The sequence below is a fragment of the Paeniglutamicibacter sp. NPDC091659 genome, assembly GCF_044756805.1.
Classification (GTDB): Bacteria; Actinomycetota; Actinomycetes; order Actinomycetales; family Micrococcaceae; genus Paeniglutamicibacter.
Genome location: NZ_JBIVTO010000007.1, coordinates 253653 through 274148, shown reverse-complemented (window position 1 = coordinate 274148; position 20496 = coordinate 253653). Strand labels below are relative to the sequence as shown.

Genomic DNA, 20496 nt, shown 5'->3' with positions numbered 1-20496 from the left:
GAGAGAAAACGGGCCCTTCCCAAGTGCGGCCCGGAGCATATCGCCGGCAATCCCGCACGAAAACGACCCGCTGGCGGCGCAGCATCGTGCGGCAGTGCAGAAAATTGCCCGCGACCTATCCAAAGGGCCTTCCCGGATAACCGCGGGCCCCGAGCCCTCGCCGGATTCATACTCCGGGCGCGACGTGCGTGACCCGCATCACTTTTTCTCACCTTGTAGGACAATTCTGCTGCCGAATTTTTGGAGCTCTCGGCAAGTGCCCATCAGTGATTCGAAAATAGTCCATTTGAGGGTGAACGGCAGGGTGAATAGTCAGTCAAACGCTTCTGGGGCAATGGATCTCTTGAGATAGTTATATCTATCACCGCGAAATAACCTGAAGTGACCACGGCTCGGAAATCCGAGAAACTCCACTTCAGCTAGTAAAGCGAAAGCCGTTTGGGGAAACGATCGCGGGGATGCACTAGTGCAAGCTTGGGGGCTGCACCGGTATTTGGGGAAAGATTCCGGGTTACAACATGGTGGAATCGACTCCTCGCACAAGAAGCACCAAGACCACGTCCGGGACAGGCCGCAATTAGTTTGAGCTAGTCCCCGTCATGAGGAACCTGAGAAACAAGAAGCCCTTGGGCCTGTGCCATTTCAATGGCGGCGGCGCGTTCCGAGACACCGAGTTTGCGATACACGCTTCGCAATTGGCTCTTGACGGTATTGACCGAAACAAATTGGCGCTCCGCGATTTCGGCAACGCTTCCCGTGGAGACCAGCTCGCCCAGGACCGCCCGCTCCCGCTCGCTCAGGACCACACGGCCCAGCCCGCCGGGGATGTTCGAGACGGCGTTCTCATCCACAGCAAGGCGCACGTTCATGCTTCGCGCATGGCTGAGCACCCGCTCGAGATCCGGCGCCGGCAATAGGTTCAACGCGAGCCCCAGCCCAAACTCGTCACTCAGTGCAGCGACAAGGCGCATGGCTCCGGCGATGGCCGGACGGTTGTTTTGTTGCAGGGTTGCCGCCAGCACCAAGACCGCTTGCTCAAAGCGCGGACGCGGTGAGACCGGAATGCCAACGGTGGCACACAGTCGCAACGCCTCGGCCGCGTCCCCCTCAGCCAAACGGATGCGCGCCTGCAGCAACCGCTTGGCCACCGGATTGGTGCATTTCAATGTCACCCGATGCGCCCCGCTGGCATCGCCGGTTGCCAGGTTCAAGAGGCTGGAAGCATCCGTGAGCATCTGGCGTCCAACTTTTTGGGCGATAGGCTGCTCACGTTCTCGCACCAGGTAGTTCTGCATCCGCACGAGGGAGGCCGTCGTTTCGCCGTTGACGATCGCAAGCACCGATTCCGCCAACCGGATTGCCGGCCAGAATTCGTTGCCTTCCAGATCGATTCGCAGCAGTTCCAGCCATTCTGCGGCTTGGTCAAAACGCTGCTCTTCCATGGCGCAGAGTAACGAGGTGAGCCTAAAGGGCGCGGCAAAGTAGGCGCTGGTCGCAGGGTTGGACCAGTGCTCCGGGTGCGATTCCAGCAGCTGCGCCTTGGCCTTGTGGATGTCGCCCCTCAGCGCATGCAGATAGGCGCGCAACGTGCCGGCGTACATGTCGCTTTCGCTGCGATCATGACGGTGGTCGGCGGCGACCCCGAGTTCCACGACTTCCAGGGCCTCCTGGTGCAGCAGATTGCTGTGGAACGCCAGCACAAATTGAACCAAAATCGCGCCCTCGAAGGGCCCGATGTCGTCCCGCTCGCTCGGCGCCATTTCCCGGTACATGGTGACTCCCGCCCGGGCCGCGCGGGCCGCCCGCTCACCGAATCCGCTCAGCCGCATGGCCACCGATTCGATCATGACCATGACCAGCCTGTCCGCGGCGGGTCCCTTCCTGGCAACGGTATGGGCGCCGGTCGCCGCCAAGGCCAACAGCTCAAGCGTCTTGAACTTGAATTTTCCAGTGGCGCTGTAGGCAACGGCCAGGCAAACCGAGAGCATCGGGTACTTGGCCAATACCGTCATGGGCAGCTTGTCGAGCAGCAGGGATCCGCGCCGGCCCAGGTCCCCGTCAAAGTATTCATCCGCGCGCAGGCGCAGGATATCCGAAGCCAGCTTGTAGTCGGCGGCTTCCAGTGCGTGGCGCAGGGCCCGGAAGGACGATCCGTCGGCCAATTCGAGTCGTGCGCAGCGTGCATGCAGTTCCCGGAACCGCTCGGGCGCCGGCGCAAGGTAGGCGTCCTGCAGGACCCGGCGAAAAACGGGATTGATTCGATGCTCCCGCTCGGGGTTTCTCGATGATCGATAGACGAGTCCCCGCGATTCCAGATCGCTGATCCACTGCGGTTGCGCGCCAGGGAAAACCTGGGTTGCGATGGATTCGTCCACGAATGACGGCACCGACAACGCCGCAAAGAACTCCAGCTGCTCCGGATCCAGGATCTCGTTTTCGATCAACAGCAACACATCGCGGCGGACCGCGGCCTGGACCGCGTCCACAATGGCACGTGCCTCCGGATCGAACCTGCCACGATCGGAAGCCAAGGACGGTTCAAGACTGCCGCGCCGGGCCGGCGGGAATGTGCCACCGAATGACCGGGGCATGTCGATGGTCTCTGCCCGCAGTTTTGCCAGCCGAAGCAGCGAGGCGGAGCCACAGAATTCCTCCGTCAATTCCTCCGCGAAGTCGACCAACAGCGTCCCCGCGAGGTACAGTCTGGTTTCCTCGACGGTGAATGCGAATTCGTGCGGGGGAATCACCGAGACGTCCATGGGCGCCAGGGTCCTGCGGCGTTCGGTCACCAGGAACTCGTGCGTGATGATGATCAGGCGACGTCCCGGATGCCGCTCGGCGTTATCCTCCAGCATTGCCGATAGCCCCGCATCGTGCTTCGCGGCAAACGCATCAAGCACCAACAAATGGGAGCCTGGATCGGTGGCCTGTTCGAATTGCCGGCGGATATGCGCGAGACGCAGTTCGGCCACGCCGTCGCCGTCGACAGGTTTCGATGCGGCAAGGCTTGTTTCACCCCCAACGGCTTCCAGTGCAAGCTGCTCATCCAGCTTGGGAAGGTTGATCCAGCTCCAGCTCTCCGCATTCGGGTCCTGGCGCTTCAACCAGTCGCGGACCGCAGTACTCTTTCCCGCGCCCCGTGGCCCCCTGGCAATCACGATCGGTGACCTCACCGCTCGTTCGAGCAGGATATCGAGTCGACTGCGAGTGACCGTGCTGTCTATGCGGCCCCAACCCATATGCATTACACCCCAGTCCTTGAGTACGTCGGACGAGCCGCGTTTAACTTCCCCCAAAACCACTTGATCACAAGGCAAAACAAGTAGTTCACCAACCAAGCGGTTGGAAAGTACAGCTTAACACTGCGACTTGGGCTTGTGTAAAAAATCACAAAAGAAGTGCAATGTTCGGGAACAAGTTCTGCTTTCGTAACATTTCTCAATGCTGGCTTTCTTTGGTAATTTGCACCACCTACCTTCTAAAGGTGACTACATCAACTTCCACGCCGAAGCGCCGCCTGCCCTCCTGGGCCACCGCGTTCGGCCCGCAAATCATCATCGCCCTCGCACTGGGCCTCGGACTCGGACTGCTGGCCAAGTACACCGGCCACACCGAGGAGACCCCGACCGGCCTGGGCGCCACCCTGACCGTGATCGGCTCCAGCTACGTCTCACTGCTGAAGTCCGCCGTCATTCCGCTGGTCTTCTTCGCCGTGGTGGCCTCGATCGCCAACCTTTCCAAGGTCACCAACGCAGCACGCCTGGCCTGGCAGACGATCCTGTGGTTCGGCATCACCTCGCTGGTCTCCGTGGTCATCGGCATCGTGCTGGGCCTGGTGTTGCGTCCGGGCGACGGAACCGGCCAAGCGGCCCCACCCGAATACGAAGGCCGCACCGGCGACTGGTGGGCGTTCCTCATCGGCATCATCCCGTCGAACTTCCTGGGGCTTGGCGCCACCTCGAAGATCTCCGAGGCCGGGGCCGTGACCACCGCGCTGAACTTCAACGTGCTGCAGGTGCTTGTCATCGCGATCACCGTGGGCGTCGCCGCACTGAAGGTCGGCGACGCGGCCCGCCCGTTCCTCGAGTTCTCGACCGCGACCCTCGCAGTCATCCAGAAGATCCTCTGGTGGATCATCCGCCTGGCACCGCTGGGCACCATCGGCCTGATCGGCAACGCCGTGGCCACCTACGGGTGGGACACCATCGGCGCCCTGGGCAAGTTCTCCGTGGCCATCTACATCGGCCTGGCCCTGGTGCTCTTCGCCTTCTACCCGGTGCTGGTCCGCGCCCACGGCCTCAGCGTCAAGCAGTACTTCTCCGGCGTCTGGCCGGCCGTGCAGCTGGCCTTCGTCTCCCGCTCCTCGGTCGGCACCCTGCCGCTGACCCAGCGCGTGACCGAACGCAACCTCGGTGTGCCCTCCGGCTACGCATCCTTCGCCGTCCCGCTGGGCGCGACCACCAAGATGGACGGCTGCGCCGCGATCTACCCGGCGATCTCCGCGATCTTCGTCGCCCAGTTCTTTGGCATCGATCTCGGCCTGACCGATTACCTGCTGATCGCCCTGGTCTCGGTGCTGGGCTCGGCCGCAACCGCCGGCACCACCGGCGCCGTGGTCATGCTGACCCTGACGCTGTCCACCGTCGGCCTCCCGCTGGCGGGCGTCGGCCTGATCCTCGCCGTCGACCCGATCCTGGACATGGGCCGCACCGCGGTGAACGTCGCCGGCCAGGCACTGGTGCCCACGATCGTCGCCAAGCGCGAGGGAATCCTGGACGAGGAGCTGTACAACGCTCCGCGCCACGGCGATCCCTTCAACGACGAGTTCGCCTCCGATTCCAAGGCAGAGTCCGCACAGGACATCTCCCCCGAAAAGGTGCCGGTCGGCTAACACGCCCCTTGATGTAGTCGCCTCATGGCGGGTCGCATTCGAACGCCCCCATTCCCCGCAGGGAACGGACGGCGTTCGGGTGCGGCCCTCCTCTTTTTAAGGGCGCTCCGGCCGGCGCCATGGAAATGCCCGAATCCAACCAGCACCGTCAAATTGCACAGCATGCAAGTTTGCACGTAGTGTAGAAATGTGAGCTCCCCAGAGACAACCGCGCCCTCGAGGCGTGAGCAAAACAAGACAGCCACCCGCGACGCGATCGTCCACGCAGCATTCGAGCGGCTGAACGCCGGCGGGTTCGCCTCGCTGACCGCCGAATCGGTCGCGGAGGCCGCGGGTGTTTCCCGCCGGACGTTCTTCAACTACTTCCCCTCGCTCGAGGCCGCACTCAACGAGCCGACCAGGCAGCTGCTTGACCGGGCCGTCGCCGCACTCGACGGCATGGACGAGGACGTGGAGCTGCTCAACGCCGCGGTCGTGTCCATCGAGTCCCTCGTGGAGCCCGCCTACCTGGAGCCCGTGGCAACGCTCTACCTGCATTCCGCGGCGCACCCGCAGATGGCGCGCATGCAGCTCGAGGCGTGGAACACCTGCGCCGAGCAGCTCACCCAGATCATCACCGCCCGCGCCCCGCAGGGCACGGAGCTGGCCGCCATGGTCCTGGCACACTCGATCGTCGGAGCCGGCAAGGCCGCCTTCGCCCAGTGGTCGCGAAACCTCAGCGGACCGCTCGACGCGCAAAGCACGCAATTGCTGCGCACCACCCTGGCCGACGCCATCTCCCAATTGCGCGACGGCTTCCCCTCCCTGCAGCAACGCGCCGCGCAACCCCGAAAGGCCTAAGCACATGGCTTCCTTCCTCTACCGCCTCGGCGCCCTGGCCTATCGCCGGCGCTGGGCAGTGCTCGGCCTCTGGACTGTCATCCTGCTGCTCATCGGCGTCGGCGCCGGCGCCTTCATGGGCAAGCTCTCCAACACGTTCACCATCCCCGGGACCGAAACCCAGCGCACGCTGGACCGGCTCAAGGTCGAGATGCCGGAACTTGCCGGCGGCACCGGGTCGATCGTCTTCCGCTCGAAGGACGGCTCGGCCCTGACCCAGGCGCAGCACCGCGCCATCACCGATTCCCTCGGCGACCTGGCGTCCCAGTCCGAGGTCACCGAGGTCCGCCAGCCCTTCGAACTGCAGAAGCAGCTGGATGACGCCCAACCGAAACTCGACGAGGGCCGGGCCAAGCTCGACGATGCCGCCAAGGCGCTGGCCGACGGACAGAAGCAGCTGGCCGACGGCAAGCTCGCCATCGAGTCTGCGCAGTCGGAGCTCGATTCCGGGCGCATCAAGCTCGGCGAGGCCAAGACCCAGCTGGCGGAGGCCCGCCGGCAGCTGGCCGACGGGCAGACCAAGATCGACGCCGCGCGCACCGAACTGGCCAGGGGCGCAGCCGCGCTGAAGGACGGCCAGGCCAAGTTCGACGCCGGGCAGAAGCAATGGGATTCCGGCAACCGCGAATACCGGGCCGGCGCCGCAAAGATCGCCGAGGGGCGCAAGGCACTCGCCGCCGGCCAGGCGAAGCTCGATGCCAGCGGCAAGCAACTCGCCTCGGGCCGCACCGAACACGACGCCGGGTTGCAGCACATCCTGCAGGGCCAGTCCCGTGCGGACTTCGAGAAGCAGCTGGCCCAGGGCAAGGCACAGGCCGAGGCCGGACTGGCCAGCGCCGAGGCTGGCATCACCCAGCTTGCCTCGCTCATCGAACAGGCCAAGGCCGGCATCACCCAGGCCCAGCAGGTGCTCGACGACGACGCCGCCACACCCGAGGAAAAGGCGGCCGCCCAGCAGCAATACGATCTGCTCAGCGGCAACCTGACGGCCCTGGAAGCAGAACAGAAAAAGGCCGAGATCGGCAAGACGGAGGCCACCGGCGCGCTGGACGGCATTGCCTCCGCCACGGCCGGCCTCAAGAAGCTGGACGCTGCCAAGACGCAGCTGGACGCGGGCGACAAGGAACTCGCCGCGGGGCAGAAGACGCTCAACTCCAAGAAGAAGGAACTCGAAGCCGGCGCCGCCAAGCTGCCCGCCGCCAAGGCCAAGCTCGACGCCGGAGCCAAGGAACTTGCCGCCAGCCGGGCCAAGCTGGATGCCGCGGCGGCCCAGGTCGCCGACGGACAGGCCAGGCTTCGCGCCGGCCAGGCCGAGATCGACGCCAACGCCGCCAAGCTGGCCGCCGGGCAGAAGACCGTCGACGAGAACCAGGCCAAACTCGTGGCCGGGCAGAAGACCCTGGACGAGAAGGCCGCAGAGCTCCCCGAGGCCGAGGCCAAGCTGGAGCAGGGCGCCAAGGACCTCGCCACCGGCGAGGCCGAACTCGCGTTCGCCGCACGCCAGGCCGGCGCCTCCGAGGGCATGCGCTTCATCTCCCTGGACGGGTCCACCGCCGTGGCGCACGTGACCTTCAAGGGCTCGACCGATGCGCTGACCACCGCGCAGCGCGCCGACATCAAGTCGATCGCCGCAGGCCCGGAGGCCGCGGGCGTCGAGGTGCTCTTCTCCAAGGAGATCCTGCAGGACCTCTCCTCGCTCTTCGGCGCAGCTGAGGTCATCGGCCTGGCCGTTGCCGCGGCAGTGCTGCTGATCATGCTCGGCACCCTGGTGGCCGCCGGGCTGCCACTGCTGATGGCCGTGCTCGGCGTCGGCGCGGGCGTCGGCGGAACCCTGGCGCTGTCCTCCGCCATCGAGATGGCCTCGATCACCCCCGCCCTGGCGCTGATGCTGGGCCTGGCCGTGGGCATCGACTACTCGCTGTTCATCGTGCACCGGCACCGCCGGCAGCTGCTGGAGGGCGTCCCGGTGGGCGAATCGATCGCCCGCGCCACGGGCACCAGCGGCAACGCAGTGGTGTTCGCTGGCCTCACCGTGGTCATCGCGCTCTCCGCACTCGCCGTGCCGGGCCTGCCGTTCCTGGGCATCCTGGGCTTCTCCGCCGCGTTCACCGTGGCGATGGCCGTGATGATCGCCATCACGCTGACCCCGGCGCTGCTCGGCTTCATCGGCACCAAGCTGGTCTCCAAGCGCGCCTGGGCACGCAACGAGGCCGCCGGCCGCGAACAGGCCGCCCCGAAGAACGACGCCGGCAACCGCGGCTGGGGCGCGATCGTCACCCGCCGGCCGTGGATCGCGACGATCGCGTCGATCGCGGTCCTGGCGATCGTGGCGCTGCCGGCGCTGCAGCTGCGCACGGCCCTTCCGGACGGCAGCGCCGAACCCGTGGACTCGGCCGCCTACCAGGCGTACGAGCAAATGAGCGACAAGTTTGGCGCCGGCTACAACGGCCCGCTGCTGGTCCTCGCGGACCTTCCGGCCGGGCTCGACGAGCGCGGGGCGGCAACCGCCAACCTGGACGTCGCGGACCAGCTGCGCAAGGTCCCCGGCGTCGTCGCCGCGATCCCCGTGCAGACCAACGAGGCACAGACGCTCGGCGCCATCCAGGTCATCCCGGTCGCCGGCCCCGCCAGCGCCGAGACCGAGGCGCTGGTGCACACGCTGCGCGACTCCGCCGAGGCCATCAAGGAGGCCACGGGCTCGCAGATCGCGGTGACCGGCCAGGTCGCCGCGCAGGTCGACGTCTCGGAGAAGCTCGCCGAGGCTCTGCCGCTGTACATCGGCATCGTCGTGGGACTCTCGCTGATCCTGTTGCTGCTGGTCTTCCGCTCCGTCGTGGTGCCGCTGCTGGCCACCGCCGGCTTCCTGCTCTCGCTGGTCGCCGCGTTCGGCGCGACGGTCGCCGTCTACCAGCTCGGTTGGATGGGCGAGGTGTTCGACGTGAACGTGCCGGGCCCGATCATGAGCTTCCTGCCGATCCTGCTCACCGGCATCCTCTTCGGGCTGGCCATGGACTACCAGGTGTTCCTGGTGGCCGGCATGCGCGAGTCCTTCGCGCACGGGCAGACCGCCCGCGCCGCGGTGCGCTCCGGCTTCGCCCACTCGGCGCCCGTGGTGACGGCCGCGGCGCTGATCATGACCTCGGTCTTCGCCGGGTTCGTGTTCTCGCACCTGACCATGATCCGGGCGATCGGCTTCTCGCTGGCCATCGGCGTGCTCTTCGACGCGTTCATCGTCCGCATGACGCTGACCCCGGCGATCATGCACCTGCTGGGCCGGCACGCCTGGTACATCCCGCGCTGGCTTGACCGCATCCTGCCGGACGTGGATGTGGAGGGTTCGAAGATCGCCGCGCTCGCGGAGGCGGACGCCGCACAGGCGCAGGCCGACGCCGACGATTACCCGCAGGATCCCCAGGGACCCGCGGCCCGGGATACGGTGGATGCATGAGCGAGATGACGAGCAACACCACCGACCTGTCGGACGAAGCGCCGATGGATGAAGCGGCGATGGATGACGTGACGACCGAAGAAGACCCGCGCGGGGAAATCGAGAACCCGGAGGAGCTCCCGCTGCTGGTCCTGGCCTCGGCCTCCCCCGGCCGTGCGAAGATCCTGACGGATGCGGGGATCGACTTCGACGTGCAGGTCTCCACCGTTGACGAGGACGCCGCGCTGGTCGCGGCCACCGAACGCTTCGGCGCACTCGGACCGGCCGACACCGCCCTGCTGCTGGCCAAGGCCAAGGCGGAGAGCGTGGCGGCACTGGAGGAAACCGACGGGGCCGTGGTGCTGGGGTGCGATTCGGTCTTCGAGTTCGAGGGCGTCGCCTACGGCAAGCCGTACACCGCGCAGGTCGCCACCGAGCGCTGGGAGGCCATGAGCGGGAAGTCCGGCATCCTGCACACCGGCCACTGGCTCATCGACAACCGCTCCGAGGACGACGAGGACGGCGGCAGCGGTGCGACCATCGGCGCCGTCTCCTCCACGGTCGTGAACTTCGAGAAGGTCACCGCCGAGGAAATCGCCGCCTACGTCGCCACCGGCGAGCCGTTGCCGTGCGCCGGCGCGTTCACCATCGACGGCCGCGGGGCAGCGTTCATCCGCGGCATCGAGGGCAACCCGCACACCGTCGTCGGCCTGAACGTCTCCACACTGCGCGAGCTGCTGCACGAGGCGGGCCTGTCCATCACGGACGTCTGGGCCTAACTGCTCCCCGGTCCGCTCGCTGCGGGCCAACCACCGAAGCGGGGTGGTCGATCGGAAGAACCCCTTCCCATCGACCACGCCGCTTTTACCTGCCCACCGGGCGCTCACGGCATCGGGCATTCCCCGCATGCCGGAAGAGCCCACCATCTTGTAGGGTTCCTACAACAAAATCGCGACTTCCATCCGACACAGGGTGGTTTGTGGGTGCATATCCCACAACGGCGGGTAGGCTCCACAAGAGCACATTTAAGGAGAAAACCCTGCCATGAGTCAGTTGACCAAGGTTCTCATCGCTAACCGCGGAGAAATCGCAGTACGCATCATTCGTGCAGCCCGAGACGAGGGCATCGGTTCGGTTGCCGTTTACGCCGAACCCGATCGCGACGCACTGCATTCGCGCCTGGCCGATGAAGCCTATTCGTTGGGTGGCTCCACCGCGGCAGAGTCCTACCTGAGCATCGAAAAGATCATCGAGGTCGCCAAGCGCTCGGGTGCCGACGCGGTCCACCCCGGCTACGGCTTCCTGGCCGAAAACGCCGTGTTCGCCCAGGCCGTCATCGACGCCGGACTGACCTGGATCGGCCCTCCCCCGTCGGCCATCGACCAGCTGGGCGACAAGGTCCAGGCACGCCACCTTGCCGAAAAGGTCGGAGCCCCGCTGGTTCCCGGCACCAAGGACCCCGTGGAATCCACGGACGAGGTCCTGGCCTTTGCCGACGAGCACGGCCTGCCGCTGGCCATCAAGGCCGCCTACGGCGGCGGCGGGCGCGGCATCAAGGTCGTGCGCAACCGCGAGGAAATCCCCGAGCTTTACGAATCCGCCGTGCGCGAGGCCATTGCCGCCTTCGGCCGCGGCGAGTGCTTCGTCGAACGCTTCCTCGATGCCCCGCGCCACGTCGAAACCCAGTGCCTGGCCGACGCGCACGGCAACGTCGTGGTGGTTTCCACCCGCGACTGCTCGCTGCAGCGCCGCAACCAGAAGCTCGTCGAAGAGGCACCGGCACCGTTCCTGACCGATGAGCAGAACGCCCGCCTCTACGAGGCGTCCAAGGCGATCATGCTCGAGGCCGGCTATGTCGGCGCGGGCACCTGCGAGTTCCTGGTGGGCCAGGACGGTGTCATCTCCTTCCTTGAGGTCAACACCCGCCTGCAGGTCGAGCACACGGTGTCCGAGGAAATCACGGGCCTGGATTTGGTGCGCGAACAGTTCCGTCTGGCCCGCGGCGAGGAACTCGGCTACACCGACCCGGAAATCCGCGGCCACTCCTTCGAGTTCCGCATCAACGGCGAGGACGCCGGCCGCGGTTTCATGCCGGCCCCGGGCACCATCACCACCATGAAGCTTCCCACCGGCCCCGGCGTCCGCCTGGACTCCGGCGTCGAGGCAGGGGAAACCGTCTCGGGCAACTTCGACTCGATGATCGCCAAGCTCATCGTCACCGGTTCCACCCGCCAGCAGGCGGCCCAGCGTGCCCGCCGCGCCCTGGAGGAATTCCAGATCGAGGGCATGCCGACCGTGCTTCCGTTCCACCGTGCGGTCATGGCCGACCCGGCATTCACCCCGGCGGAGGGCCCGTTCACGGTCCACACCCGCTGGATCGAAACCGAGTTCGCCAACGACATCCCCGCCTGGGATCCGGCCACCGCCGGAACCGCCGAGGAGGACTCGGCCCGCAACGCCATCACCGTCGAGGTGGGGGGCAAGCGCCTTGAGGTGGTGCTTCCGGCATCGCTGGGTTCTTTCTCGGCCTCCGGCAACGGCTCGAAGTCAAAGAAGAAGAAGCGCGAGGCCCGCGGCGGCGCCACCGCCGGCGCCTCGGGCGCCGACCTGGTCTCCCCCATGCAGGGAACCATCGTCAAGGTAGCCGTCGCCGACGGTGACACCGTGGCCGAGGGCGACCTGATCATGGTCCTCGAGGCCATGAAGATGGAACAGCCGCTGACTGCGCACTGCGCCGGCGTCGTTTCCGGACTCAGCGCCGTGGCCGGAGACACCGTCTCCGCCGGCACCGTGCTGGCCTCGATCGGCGAATAGCGACAGCCTGTCTGCCTCCGCATTCGGAGGCCGGGGATGGCAGGGTTTCCCACGGGAAACCCGGCCATCCCTTTTTGCGTTCATCAACAACAGCCGGCCAGACCCGTTGCACCGGCGACTGGTCGTGTGCCTAAGCTGTAGCCCATGAGCACACCCATGTTTGCCTCCGCCGGGCTGGATCCGCGCGTGAATCCTCCGGCCTGCGGCAGCGAGCGCGATACGCTGCTGGGCTTCCTGGCCTACCAACGGCAGACACTCGAGGCCAAGTGTGCGGGCCTCGACCACGCGGCGATGGCCACGCGAGCGGTTCCGCCCTCGACGCTTTCGCTCCTGGGGCTGGTGCGGCACCTGACGGACGTCGAGCGTTTCTGGGTCAGGTCGAACCTGCTGGGGCAACCCGATCCGCCGCTTTACTGGCACGAGGACGGCCACGACACCGACTTCGAGCACCCGGAGGCCACCGAGGCCCTGGTGCGCAGGTCGTGGAAGGCGTGGCGCAAGGAAACCGCATTCAGCGACGCCGCCCTGGTCCAGGAGCCGCTCGAGCTGTGCGTGGGTGTCGGGGGCCACGGGGAGGTGTCGGTGCGCTGGATCATCACCCACCTCATCGAGGAGTACTCCCGCCACAACGGGCATGCAGACCTGCTGCGCGAATGCATCGACGGGGTTGTCGGCGAATAGCCCCTGGCTGAAGCTCGGTTAACGCACCGCGGCGCCCGCAACCCCTTGTGGGGATGGCGGGCGCCGCGGCCTTGCCTCGCGAGCCGCTTGTCGGCGGCCGGGGCGTGTTCGAACTAGGAGACGTTGTTCTCGAAGTCGACGTTCTTGGTGTCCTTGGTCAGGAACAGGGCGACGAGCGTCAGCACCGCGCCCAGCGCCAGGTAGGCGCCGACCCAGGCGGTGTTTCCGCCCCCGAACTGCCACAGGGCGATCGCCACGAACGACGCGGGTGCCGCGCCGATGACCGAGGACATGTTGTAGGCGATGGCCGAACCGGTGTAGCGCACGTTGGAGGGGAAGAGCTCCGGCAGGTACGCGGCCATCGGGCCGAAGGTCAGGCCCATCAGGGTGAACCCGAGGATCAGGCCGACCATGGCCGCGGCCTTGCCCGGGCCGAACATCAGGGTCCAGGAAAGGCCGAAGACCAGGATGCCCAGGGTCACGGCGATCAGGAACTTGCGGCGGCCAAACTTCTCGGCCAGCGGGCCCGAGACCACGGTGAAGATACCGAAGAAGACGACGCCGATGATGAGCATGGTGAGGAACTCGGGACGGGCTATGCCCAGGCCCGGCACGAACGCGGCCTCGGCTGCGGCGTCGAAGACCTTGCCCTTGGCCTCGGCCGCGGCTCGCGCGGCCTCGACGGTGGCCGGCGCGGTGCCGTAGGTCAGTGTGAAGGAGGTCATCAGGTAGAAGAGCACGTAGGTGGCCAGCATGATGAACGTGCCGGCAAGCACCGGGCGCCAGTGGTACGTCATCGTCACCTTGAACGGCGATTTGGCGACCTTCTTCTGGTCGACGACCTTCTGGAAGGAGACGGATTCGACAAGCTTCAGTCGGACCCAGAGGCCCACTGCGACCATGACGGCGGAGAGCACGAACGGCACGCGCCAGCCCCAGGCCATGAACTGCTCGTCGGTCAGCGTGGTCTGCAGGATCACGAAGATGACGTTGGCGATGATGAAGCCGATCGGCGCGCCCAGCTGCGGGAAGGTGCCGTAGATGGCGCGCTTGTTGGCCGGAGCGTTCTCGGTGGCCAGCAACGCGGCACCCGACCACTCGCCGCCCAGGGCCAGGCCCTGTGCGAAGCGCAGCAGCACCAGCATCAGCGGTGCGAGCACCACGAAGTTGCCCTGGGCCGGAGGCAGGAAGCCGATCAGGAAGGTGGCGATGCCCATCAGCAGCAGCGAGGCGACCAGGGTGCCCTTGCGGCCGATCCGGTCACCGAAGTGGCCAAAGAGGACCGAGCCAACCGGGCGGGCCACGAAGGCCACACCGAAGATGGCAAACGAGGAAAGGATCGCGTTGACGTTCGACGCGTTCGGGAAGAACAACGTCGGGAAGACCAACACCGACGCGGTGGCGTAGGCGTAGAAATCGAAGAACTCAATGGTGGTGCCGATGAGGCTGGCGAACAACACGCGTCCGCGCGTGTTCTCCTTCGGTGCTGTGACCGCTGGCTTGGTAGACATGGCTGCCGACTCTCTTGGTGGAATAAAGCTGATAACAACTTTAGGCCGCTTGTTCACTAGATGGACGATCGTGTCCAATATGTGGACATGACCGCCGGCGCGCATGAGATCCCTCACCCGGCACTGCGGGGCATGTCACAGGCCAGGTTCCCGAAAAGCCCCGCGCACCGGGAAACGACGAAGGCGGGCCTGCCGCAAACACAATGGTTTGCGGCAGGCCCGCCTTCGGGTTCCGGCCCCACCCGGCAGTCGACCTCGCGGCCGTCGGCGGGATTCGTCGGTTAAAGGTGGACGTGCAACCGGCGCGAGGCCTCGGAGATGGATCCGGACAGCGACGGGTAGACGGTGAACGTCTCGGCCACGTCGTCGACGTGCAGCTTGTTGTGGACGGCCAGCGCGATCGAGAAGATCAGTTCCGAGGCACGCGGGGCAACCACGACGCCGCCGATGACAGTTCCCGAGCCGCGGCGCGAAATGATCTTCACGAAGCCCTGGTCGATGTTCATCATTTTGGCGCGCGCGTTGGTGGCGAGGTCCAGCTTGATGATGTCGGCCTGGTACTTGCCCTCGGCGACCATCCGCTCGGTCACGCCGACGGTGGCGATCTCCGGGGAGGTGAAGATGTTGGAGGAGACCTCGGTGAGCTTCAGCGGCTTGACGGAGTCGCCCAACAGGTGGGCCATGGCAATGCGGCCCTGCATCGCGGCAACCGAGGCCAGCGCGAACACGCCGGTGCAGTCGCCCGCGGCGTAGACGTTGGTGGCGGTGGTGCGCGAGACGCCGTCGACCTTGATGTGGCCGGATTCGGTGAGCTTGACGCCCGCCTCCTCCAGGCCGATGCCGGCGGTGTTCGGGATCGAGCCGACAGCCACCAGGCAGTGGCTTCCCTCGATGACCTGGCCGTCGGCAAGGGTCACGCGAACCACGTCGCCGTCGCGGACCACGGCCTCGGCGCGGGCCTGGGCCACCACGTTGACGCCGTTGCGCTTGAAGGCCTCCTCCAGCACCTCGGCGGCGTCGGCGTCCTCGCCCGGGAGCACGCGGTCGCGCGAGGAAACCAGGGTGACCTTGGTGCCCAACAGATTGTAGGCGGAGGCGAACTCGGCACCCGTGACGCCGGAACCGATGACAATCAGGTGTTCCGGGATTTCCTTCAGGTTGTAGACCTGGGTCCAGTTGAAGATGCGTTCGCCATCCGGCTTGGCGGTGGGCAGCTCGCGCGGGTGGGCACCCACGGAGACCAGCACCGCGTCGGCCTCGATGGTCTCGACGCTGCCGTCCGCGCGGGTGACCTGGACGCTCTGGGCGTCGAGCAACTTGCCCTCGCCGATGACCACGCGCACGCCGACGCGCTCGAGGCCCACGTGGATGTCCGAGGACTGGTCGCGTGCCAGCCCCAGCAGCCGGGCGTTGACCACCGAGAGGTCGGCCACGGCCGCGGTCGAGTCGTCGCCGACCTTGATGCCGAACTCGCGCGCGCCGATCACGCGGCGCATGGCGTCGGCCGTGGCGATCAGCGTCTTGGACGGGACGACGTCGGTCAGGACGGCGGAGCCGCCCATTCCGGCGCGTTCGACGATGGTGACTTGCGCGCCAAGCTGAGCGCCAACCATGGCCGCCTCATAGCCGCCGGGGCCGCCACCTAGGATTACGAGCCTGTGGGAATTGAAATCGTGTTGTGCACTCACGATCACCTATTCTCCCCTACCGCGGCACCAAGTGCACACCCGCCGCGCAGTGGCCGCGGGGAGGAACCGGAGATCCCAGTGAAGCCGCCGTTAGGCGCTTGCCGTAGCTCACACCTGCGGGGCGGCTTCCACGGCTGACAAGCACGGTATCCGCCGGTAAGTTTAACCTCGTGATCGATAACGCCACTGACCCCTTTGCCCTGGCCTCAGCCGCCGCCGCCAAAATCGCCGAACTCACCGGCGTCCCCTCCCACGACATCGCCCTGGTGCTCGGCTCCGGATGGGGCGAGGCCGCGAACCTGATCGGCGAAACCACCCACCGCATCCCCGCCACGGAACTGCCCGGCTTCCACGCCGCCGCCGTCCCCGGCCATGTCGGCACCATCTCCTCCGTGCTCACCAGCGACAACAAGCGCGTCCTGGTACTCGGGGCACGCACCCACTTCTACGAGGGCAAGGGCGTGCGCGCCGTGGTCCACGGCGTGCGCACCGCCGCCGCCGCGGGCGCCACAACCCTGGTGCTCACCAACGGCTGCGGCGGGCTGGACCCCGCCTGGACCCCCGGCACCCCGGTGCTGATTTCCGACCACATCAACCTCACCGCCAGCTCCCCGCTGGAGGGCGCGACGTTCGTGGACCTCACCGACCTCTACTCCTCCCGCATCCGCGGCCTCGCCCGCGAGGTCGACCCCACCCTCGACGAGGGCGTCTACGCCCAGTTCACCGGACCCCACTACGAGACCCCCGCCGAGGTCCGCTACGCCAAGGCCATCGGCGCCGACCTGGTCGGCATGTCCACCGCGCTGGAGGCCATCGCCGCACGCCACGCCGGCATGGAGGTCTTCGGCATCTCCCTGGTCACCAACCTCGCCGCCGGCATCTCCGCCACCGCACTGAGCCACGAAGAAGTCATCGAGGCCGGCCAGGCCGCCGGCCCCCGCATCTCCGCGCTGCTGGCCGACATCGTCGCCAAGCTCTAGCAAGACCGGAACCGGGTGGCCGGGGCGCCCAATGGCGCGCCACGGCCACCCCGGACCGCACCGCCTCCACCTCTTTCCTCCCCCATCCGACCTAAGGACCCGACCATGAGCCAGAACCTCCACCACACCGAGTTGCTGGATCGCGCAGCGGCCTGGGCGGACCAGGATCCCGACGCACAGACGCAGGCGCAATTGCGGGGCTTGTGCTGGCGCGTGCGCGCCGGGGAATCCGAGGCGCTGGAGGAACTGGAAGACAGGTTCGCGGGCAACCTCGCCTTCGGCACGGCGGGCCTGCGCGCCGAGCTGGGTGCCGGCCCCAACCGGATGAACTCCATGGTGGTGCGCCGCACCGCCGCGGGCATCGGGCGCTTCCTCATCGAGCGCGCCGCGGGAAGCTATGTTCCCGGTGCCGTGGTCGGGTACGACGCCCGGCACAACTCGGACAAGTTCGCCCGCGAGTCCGCTGCGATCCTCACCGCCGCCGGCGTGCGGGTCTCGCTGATGCCGATGCCGCTGCCCACCCCGGTGCTGGCCTGGGCCGTGCGCGAACTGGACGCCGAGGCCGGCATCATGGTCACCGCCAGCCACAACCCGCCCGCCGACAACGGCTACAAGGTGTATCTGGGCGGGCGCGTCGAGTCGGGCTGGGGCCGCGGCGCACAGATCGTCACGCCCACCGATGCGCAGATCGCCGCGCTGATCGACCACGACGAGCCGATCGGTTCGATCGAGCTGGCCGAATCCGGCTGGGACGTGCTGCCCGGCCGCGGCGAGCCCGGCGACATCGAGGCCGCCTACCTGGCCAAGGTCGCCGCACTGCTCACCGCGCCCGGCGGCGAAACGACCGCGGACCTGGACGCCGCACGCGCGGACCTGAAGATCGTGCTGACCCCGATGCACGGCGTCGGCGGGCACACCATGTCCCAGGGCTTCGCGTCGGCCGGCTTCACCCGGGTGTCGATCGTGCCCGAGCAGGAGCACCCCGACCCGGAGTTCCCCACCGTCGCGTTCCCCAACCCGGAGGAACCCGGCGCCATCGACCTGGCCGTGGCCCTGGCCCGGGAAACCGGCGCCGACCTGGTCATCGCCAACGACCCGGACGCCGACCGCTGCGCCGCCGCCGTGGAATTCCCCGGCACCGGGTGGCGCATGCTGCGCGGCGACGAGGTCGGCTGGCTGCTCGGCGCCCGCCTGGCACCGACCGCCGACCCGGCCTCGGTCTTCGCCAACTCGATCGTTTCCTCGCGCATGCTTGCCTCCATCGCGGCCGCCGGCGGGCTGAGGCACGAGCAGACGCTGACCGGCTTCAAGTGGATTTCCCGCGCCCCGCACCTGTCCTTCGGCTACGAGGAAGCCCTGGGCTACTGCGTCGCCCCGGAACTGGTGCGCGACAAGGACGGCATTTCCGCAGCCCTGCTGCTGGCGGAGTACGCGGCCGAACTCAAGGCCGCGGGTTCCGGCTTCCCGCAGGTGCTCGATCAGCTGGCCCTGGCCCACGGCCTGCACCAGACCGACCAGCTCTCGGTCCGCGTCAAGGACCTCGGTCTGCTCTCCAGCATGATGGATGCGCTGCGCGCGACCCCGCCGCAGTCGCTGGCCGGGGAAGCCGTCGTCGACTTCGAGGACCTTGGCCTCGGTGCGCACCTGCCGCCGACCGACGGGCTGCTGTTCCTCACCGACGCCGGCACCCGGGTCATCGTGCGCCCCTCGGGCACCGAGCCGAAGCTCAAGTGCTACCTGGAGATCATCGCGCCTGCCGCGGCAGGCGATGACCTTTCCACCCTGCGCGCGCAGGGCCAGCGCCGGCTGGATGCCATCAAGGCCGAACTCTTGCTAATGTTGCGCGCTTAGCCCGTCACGCGGATGCCTCCGGCACCCGCACCCCCGTCCTTCTTATCCGTTGCCACACACCAGAAACCCAGGAGTTGTCCCCCGCATGAGCACCGAGACGAACATCGAAAACATCGCCTCCTACATCGACCACACCATCCTGGCCGCCGACGCCTCCCGCGCCGACATCGAGCGCATCTGCGCCGAGGCCGCCGAGTACAACTTCAAGTCGGTCTGCGTGAACCCGCTCTGGGTTTCCACCGTGACCGCAGCGCTGGCCGGATCCGGCGTGCTGACCTGCTCGGTGATCGGCTTCCCGTTCGGCGCCACCACCACCGCGTCGAAGGTCTTTGAGGCACGCGGCGCCATCGCCGACGGCGCCAACGAGATCGACATGGTCATCAACATCGCCGCGGCCAAGGCCGGGGACGAGGCCGCACTGGTTGCGGACATCGCCGCCATCGCCGACGCCGTGCACGAGGGCGGCGCGATCCTGAAGGTCATCATCGAAACCGCGCTGCTCACCGACGACGAAAAGGTGCTCGCCTGCCGCGCCTCGGTGGCCGCCGGAGCCGATTTCGTGAAGACCTCCACCGGGTTCGCCGGCGGCGGGGCAACCCTCGAGGACGTGGCCCTGATGCGCGCCACGGTGGGCCCGGATCTCGGCGTGAAGGCCTCCGGCGGGGTCCGCTCGCTGGAAACCGCCCGCGCGATGATCGCCGCCGGCGCCACGCGGCTCGGATCCAGCTCCGGAGTTGCTATTGTAGAGGGTGAACAAGGCACCGAGGGGTACTAAGACGTACGCTCCCGGGCACTGACAACAGACTCAAGGAGAATCGCTGTGTACTCGAACGGCAAGAATGTGGCTCACTCGGGCCAGGGACGCTTCGTCGGCAACTTCATCGCAACCCTGGTGTTCCTGGCAATGTTCTGCGGCGCGATCTACGCACTGTCCTTCTGGACGCTGGACAACGCCTGGATCCCGGGCCTTTCATGCCTCGTGCTGACCGTTCTGGCATGGGCCATCCCGCAGCACATCCTGGGCATTTCCGACCGCTCCCCGGCCAAGACCGCCTCGGAGCGCTAAAACCCGGTCTTCAGCCAGGGCGCGCAGTCCCCGAACCCCGCCCATGCGGCGGGTGCGGGAATCGCGCGCCCTGGCTTTTTTGCGCCCTCCCGCGGCCCCGCGACGCACCAGGTCCCGCCGCCGCGGGGACACGACGCGACTTTTCTACGCATTGTAGAAAAGTCCACGTGGGAGCGGGTACGATGGTGCCAGACGGATCGCCAGATCCGATGAAGAACCCCGCTTGAAGAAATGAGAGCCACACATGGAAAACGCCCCACGCACCACGGTCATCGTCGGAGTCGACGGATCCCCCCAGTCGATCGCCGCGCTACGCTACGCGGCACCGCTGTCCAAGGCACTTGGCCATGAGCTGCAGGCATTCGCCTCGTGGCTGCCCCGCATTGCGCTCGAGGACTACACCCCAGAATGGAACCCCGAGGCCGACGCACGCGCAGCCCTCGACACGGCCATCACCGAGGCCTTCGGCGACGACGTCCCGGACCACCTGGAACGCGAGGTGGTCATGGGCCCGGCCGCCCCTACGCTCATCGAGGCCTCCAAGGACGCGGCGATGCTGATCATCGGGACCCGCGGCCGCGGCGGCTTCAAGGGCCTGCTGCTCGGCTCGGTCTCCAGCTCGCTGGCAGCCCACTCGCACTGCCCCGTGCTGATCCACCACGGCGAGCAGTAAACACTTCCAACCCAAAATGCCCTTCCCGGTCAACC

The 20496-nt window shown here is 67.1% G+C and carries 14 protein-coding genes; 11 read left to right on the top strand and 3 right to left on the bottom strand.

Annotated features, from left to right (window positions below; translation table 11 throughout):
* Nucleotides 1-587: 587 nt before the first annotated feature.
* Nucleotides 588-3104, bottom strand: a complete 2517-nt coding sequence (locus tag ACIQLF_RS14660; protein WP_400299765.1) for a LuxR C-terminal-related transcriptional regulator — start codon at nucleotides 3102-3104, stop codon at nucleotides 588-590.
* A 380-nt stretch (nucleotides 3105-3484) separates the two neighbouring features.
* Here ACIQLF_RS14660 and ACIQLF_RS14655 point away from each other — a divergent pair, with 380 nt between their 5' ends.
* The 6 genes from ACIQLF_RS14655 to ACIQLF_RS14630 all read left to right on the top strand — a co-directional run bounded on the left by ACIQLF_RS14655 (nucleotide 3485) and on the right by ACIQLF_RS14630 (nucleotide 12692).
* A complete protein-coding gene (locus tag ACIQLF_RS14655; RefSeq protein ID WP_400299763.1) occupies nucleotides 3485-4891 on the top strand; it encodes a dicarboxylate/amino acid:cation symporter in 1407 nt (468 codons plus the stop codon).
* A gap of 189 nt (nucleotides 4892-5080) precedes the next feature.
* Nucleotides 5081-5731 (top strand): TetR family transcriptional regulator, encoded by a 651-nt coding sequence (locus tag ACIQLF_RS14650; protein ID WP_400299760.1) that lies wholly within the window; start codon nucleotides 5081-5083, stop codon nucleotides 5729-5731.
* A gap of 4 nt (nucleotides 5732-5735) precedes the next feature.
* On the top strand, nucleotides 5736-9218 hold the full coding sequence (locus ACIQLF_RS14645; protein WP_400299757.1) for an MMPL family transporter: 3483 nt from the start codon (nucleotides 5736-5738) through the stop codon (nucleotides 9216-9218).
* Complete coding sequence (locus ACIQLF_RS14640; protein ID WP_400299754.1) at nucleotides 9215-9976, top strand: Maf family protein; 762 nt, start codon at nucleotides 9215-9217, stop codon at nucleotides 9974-9976. The genes ACIQLF_RS14645 and ACIQLF_RS14640 overlap by 4 nt, the downstream gene beginning before the upstream one ends.
* 265 nt (nucleotides 9977-10241) lie before the next feature.
* Nucleotides 10242-12011: an acetyl/propionyl/methylcrotonyl-CoA carboxylase subunit alpha gene (locus tag ACIQLF_RS14635; RefSeq protein ID WP_400299751.1), complete on the top strand. Its 1770-nt coding sequence runs from the start codon at nucleotides 10242-10244 to the stop codon at nucleotides 12009-12011.
* Between the two features lie 144 nt (nucleotides 12012-12155).
* Nucleotides 12156-12692 carry a DinB family protein gene (locus ACIQLF_RS14630; RefSeq protein WP_400299748.1) on the top strand — a complete coding sequence of 179 codons (537 nt, stop codon included), beginning with the start codon at nucleotides 12156-12158 and terminating at the stop codon, nucleotides 12690-12692.
* 113 nt (nucleotides 12693-12805) lie between these two features.
* Here the strand turns inward: ACIQLF_RS14630 and ACIQLF_RS14625 are convergent, their stop codons facing one another.
* Nucleotides 12806-14203, bottom strand: coding sequence for an MFS transporter (locus ACIQLF_RS14625; RefSeq protein WP_400299745.1), 1398 nt, complete (start codon nucleotides 14201-14203; stop codon nucleotides 12806-12808).
* A gap of 281 nt (nucleotides 14204-14484) precedes the next feature.
* Nucleotides 14485-15891, bottom strand: coding sequence for an NAD(P)H-quinone dehydrogenase (locus ACIQLF_RS14620; protein WP_400299742.1), 1407 nt, complete (start codon nucleotides 15889-15891; stop codon nucleotides 14485-14487).
* A 170-nt stretch (nucleotides 15892-16061) separates the two neighbouring features.
* Between ACIQLF_RS14620 and ACIQLF_RS14615 the strand changes: the two genes are divergently transcribed.
* The 5 genes from ACIQLF_RS14615 (at nucleotide 16062) to ACIQLF_RS14595 (ending at nucleotide 20461) form a co-directional block, all read left to right on the top strand.
* Nucleotides 16062-16871, top strand: a complete 810-nt coding sequence (locus tag ACIQLF_RS14615) for a purine-nucleoside phosphorylase (protein ID WP_400299740.1) — start codon at nucleotides 16062-16064, stop codon at nucleotides 16869-16871.
* A 105-nt stretch (nucleotides 16872-16976) separates the two neighbouring features.
* The gene (locus ACIQLF_RS14610; protein WP_400299737.1) at nucleotides 16977-18722 is read left to right on the top strand and encodes a phospho-sugar mutase; all 1746 of its coding nucleotides are present in this window, start codon (nucleotides 16977-16979) and stop codon (nucleotides 18720-18722) included.
* An 85-nt stretch (nucleotides 18723-18807) separates the two neighbouring features.
* Nucleotides 18808-19497 (top strand): deoxyribose-phosphate aldolase, encoded by a 690-nt coding sequence (gene deoC, locus ACIQLF_RS14605; RefSeq protein ID WP_400299735.1) that lies wholly within the window; start codon nucleotides 18808-18810, stop codon nucleotides 19495-19497.
* A gap of 45 nt (nucleotides 19498-19542) precedes the next feature.
* A complete protein-coding gene (locus ACIQLF_RS14600) occupies nucleotides 19543-19788 on the top strand; it encodes a hypothetical protein (RefSeq protein WP_400299733.1) in 246 nt (81 codons plus the stop codon).
* Between the two features lie 244 nt (nucleotides 19789-20032).
* Nucleotides 20033-20461, top strand: a complete 429-nt coding sequence (locus ACIQLF_RS14595) for a universal stress protein (RefSeq protein ID WP_400299731.1) — start codon at nucleotides 20033-20035, stop codon at nucleotides 20459-20461.
* Nucleotides 20462-20496 lie beyond the last annotated feature (35 nt).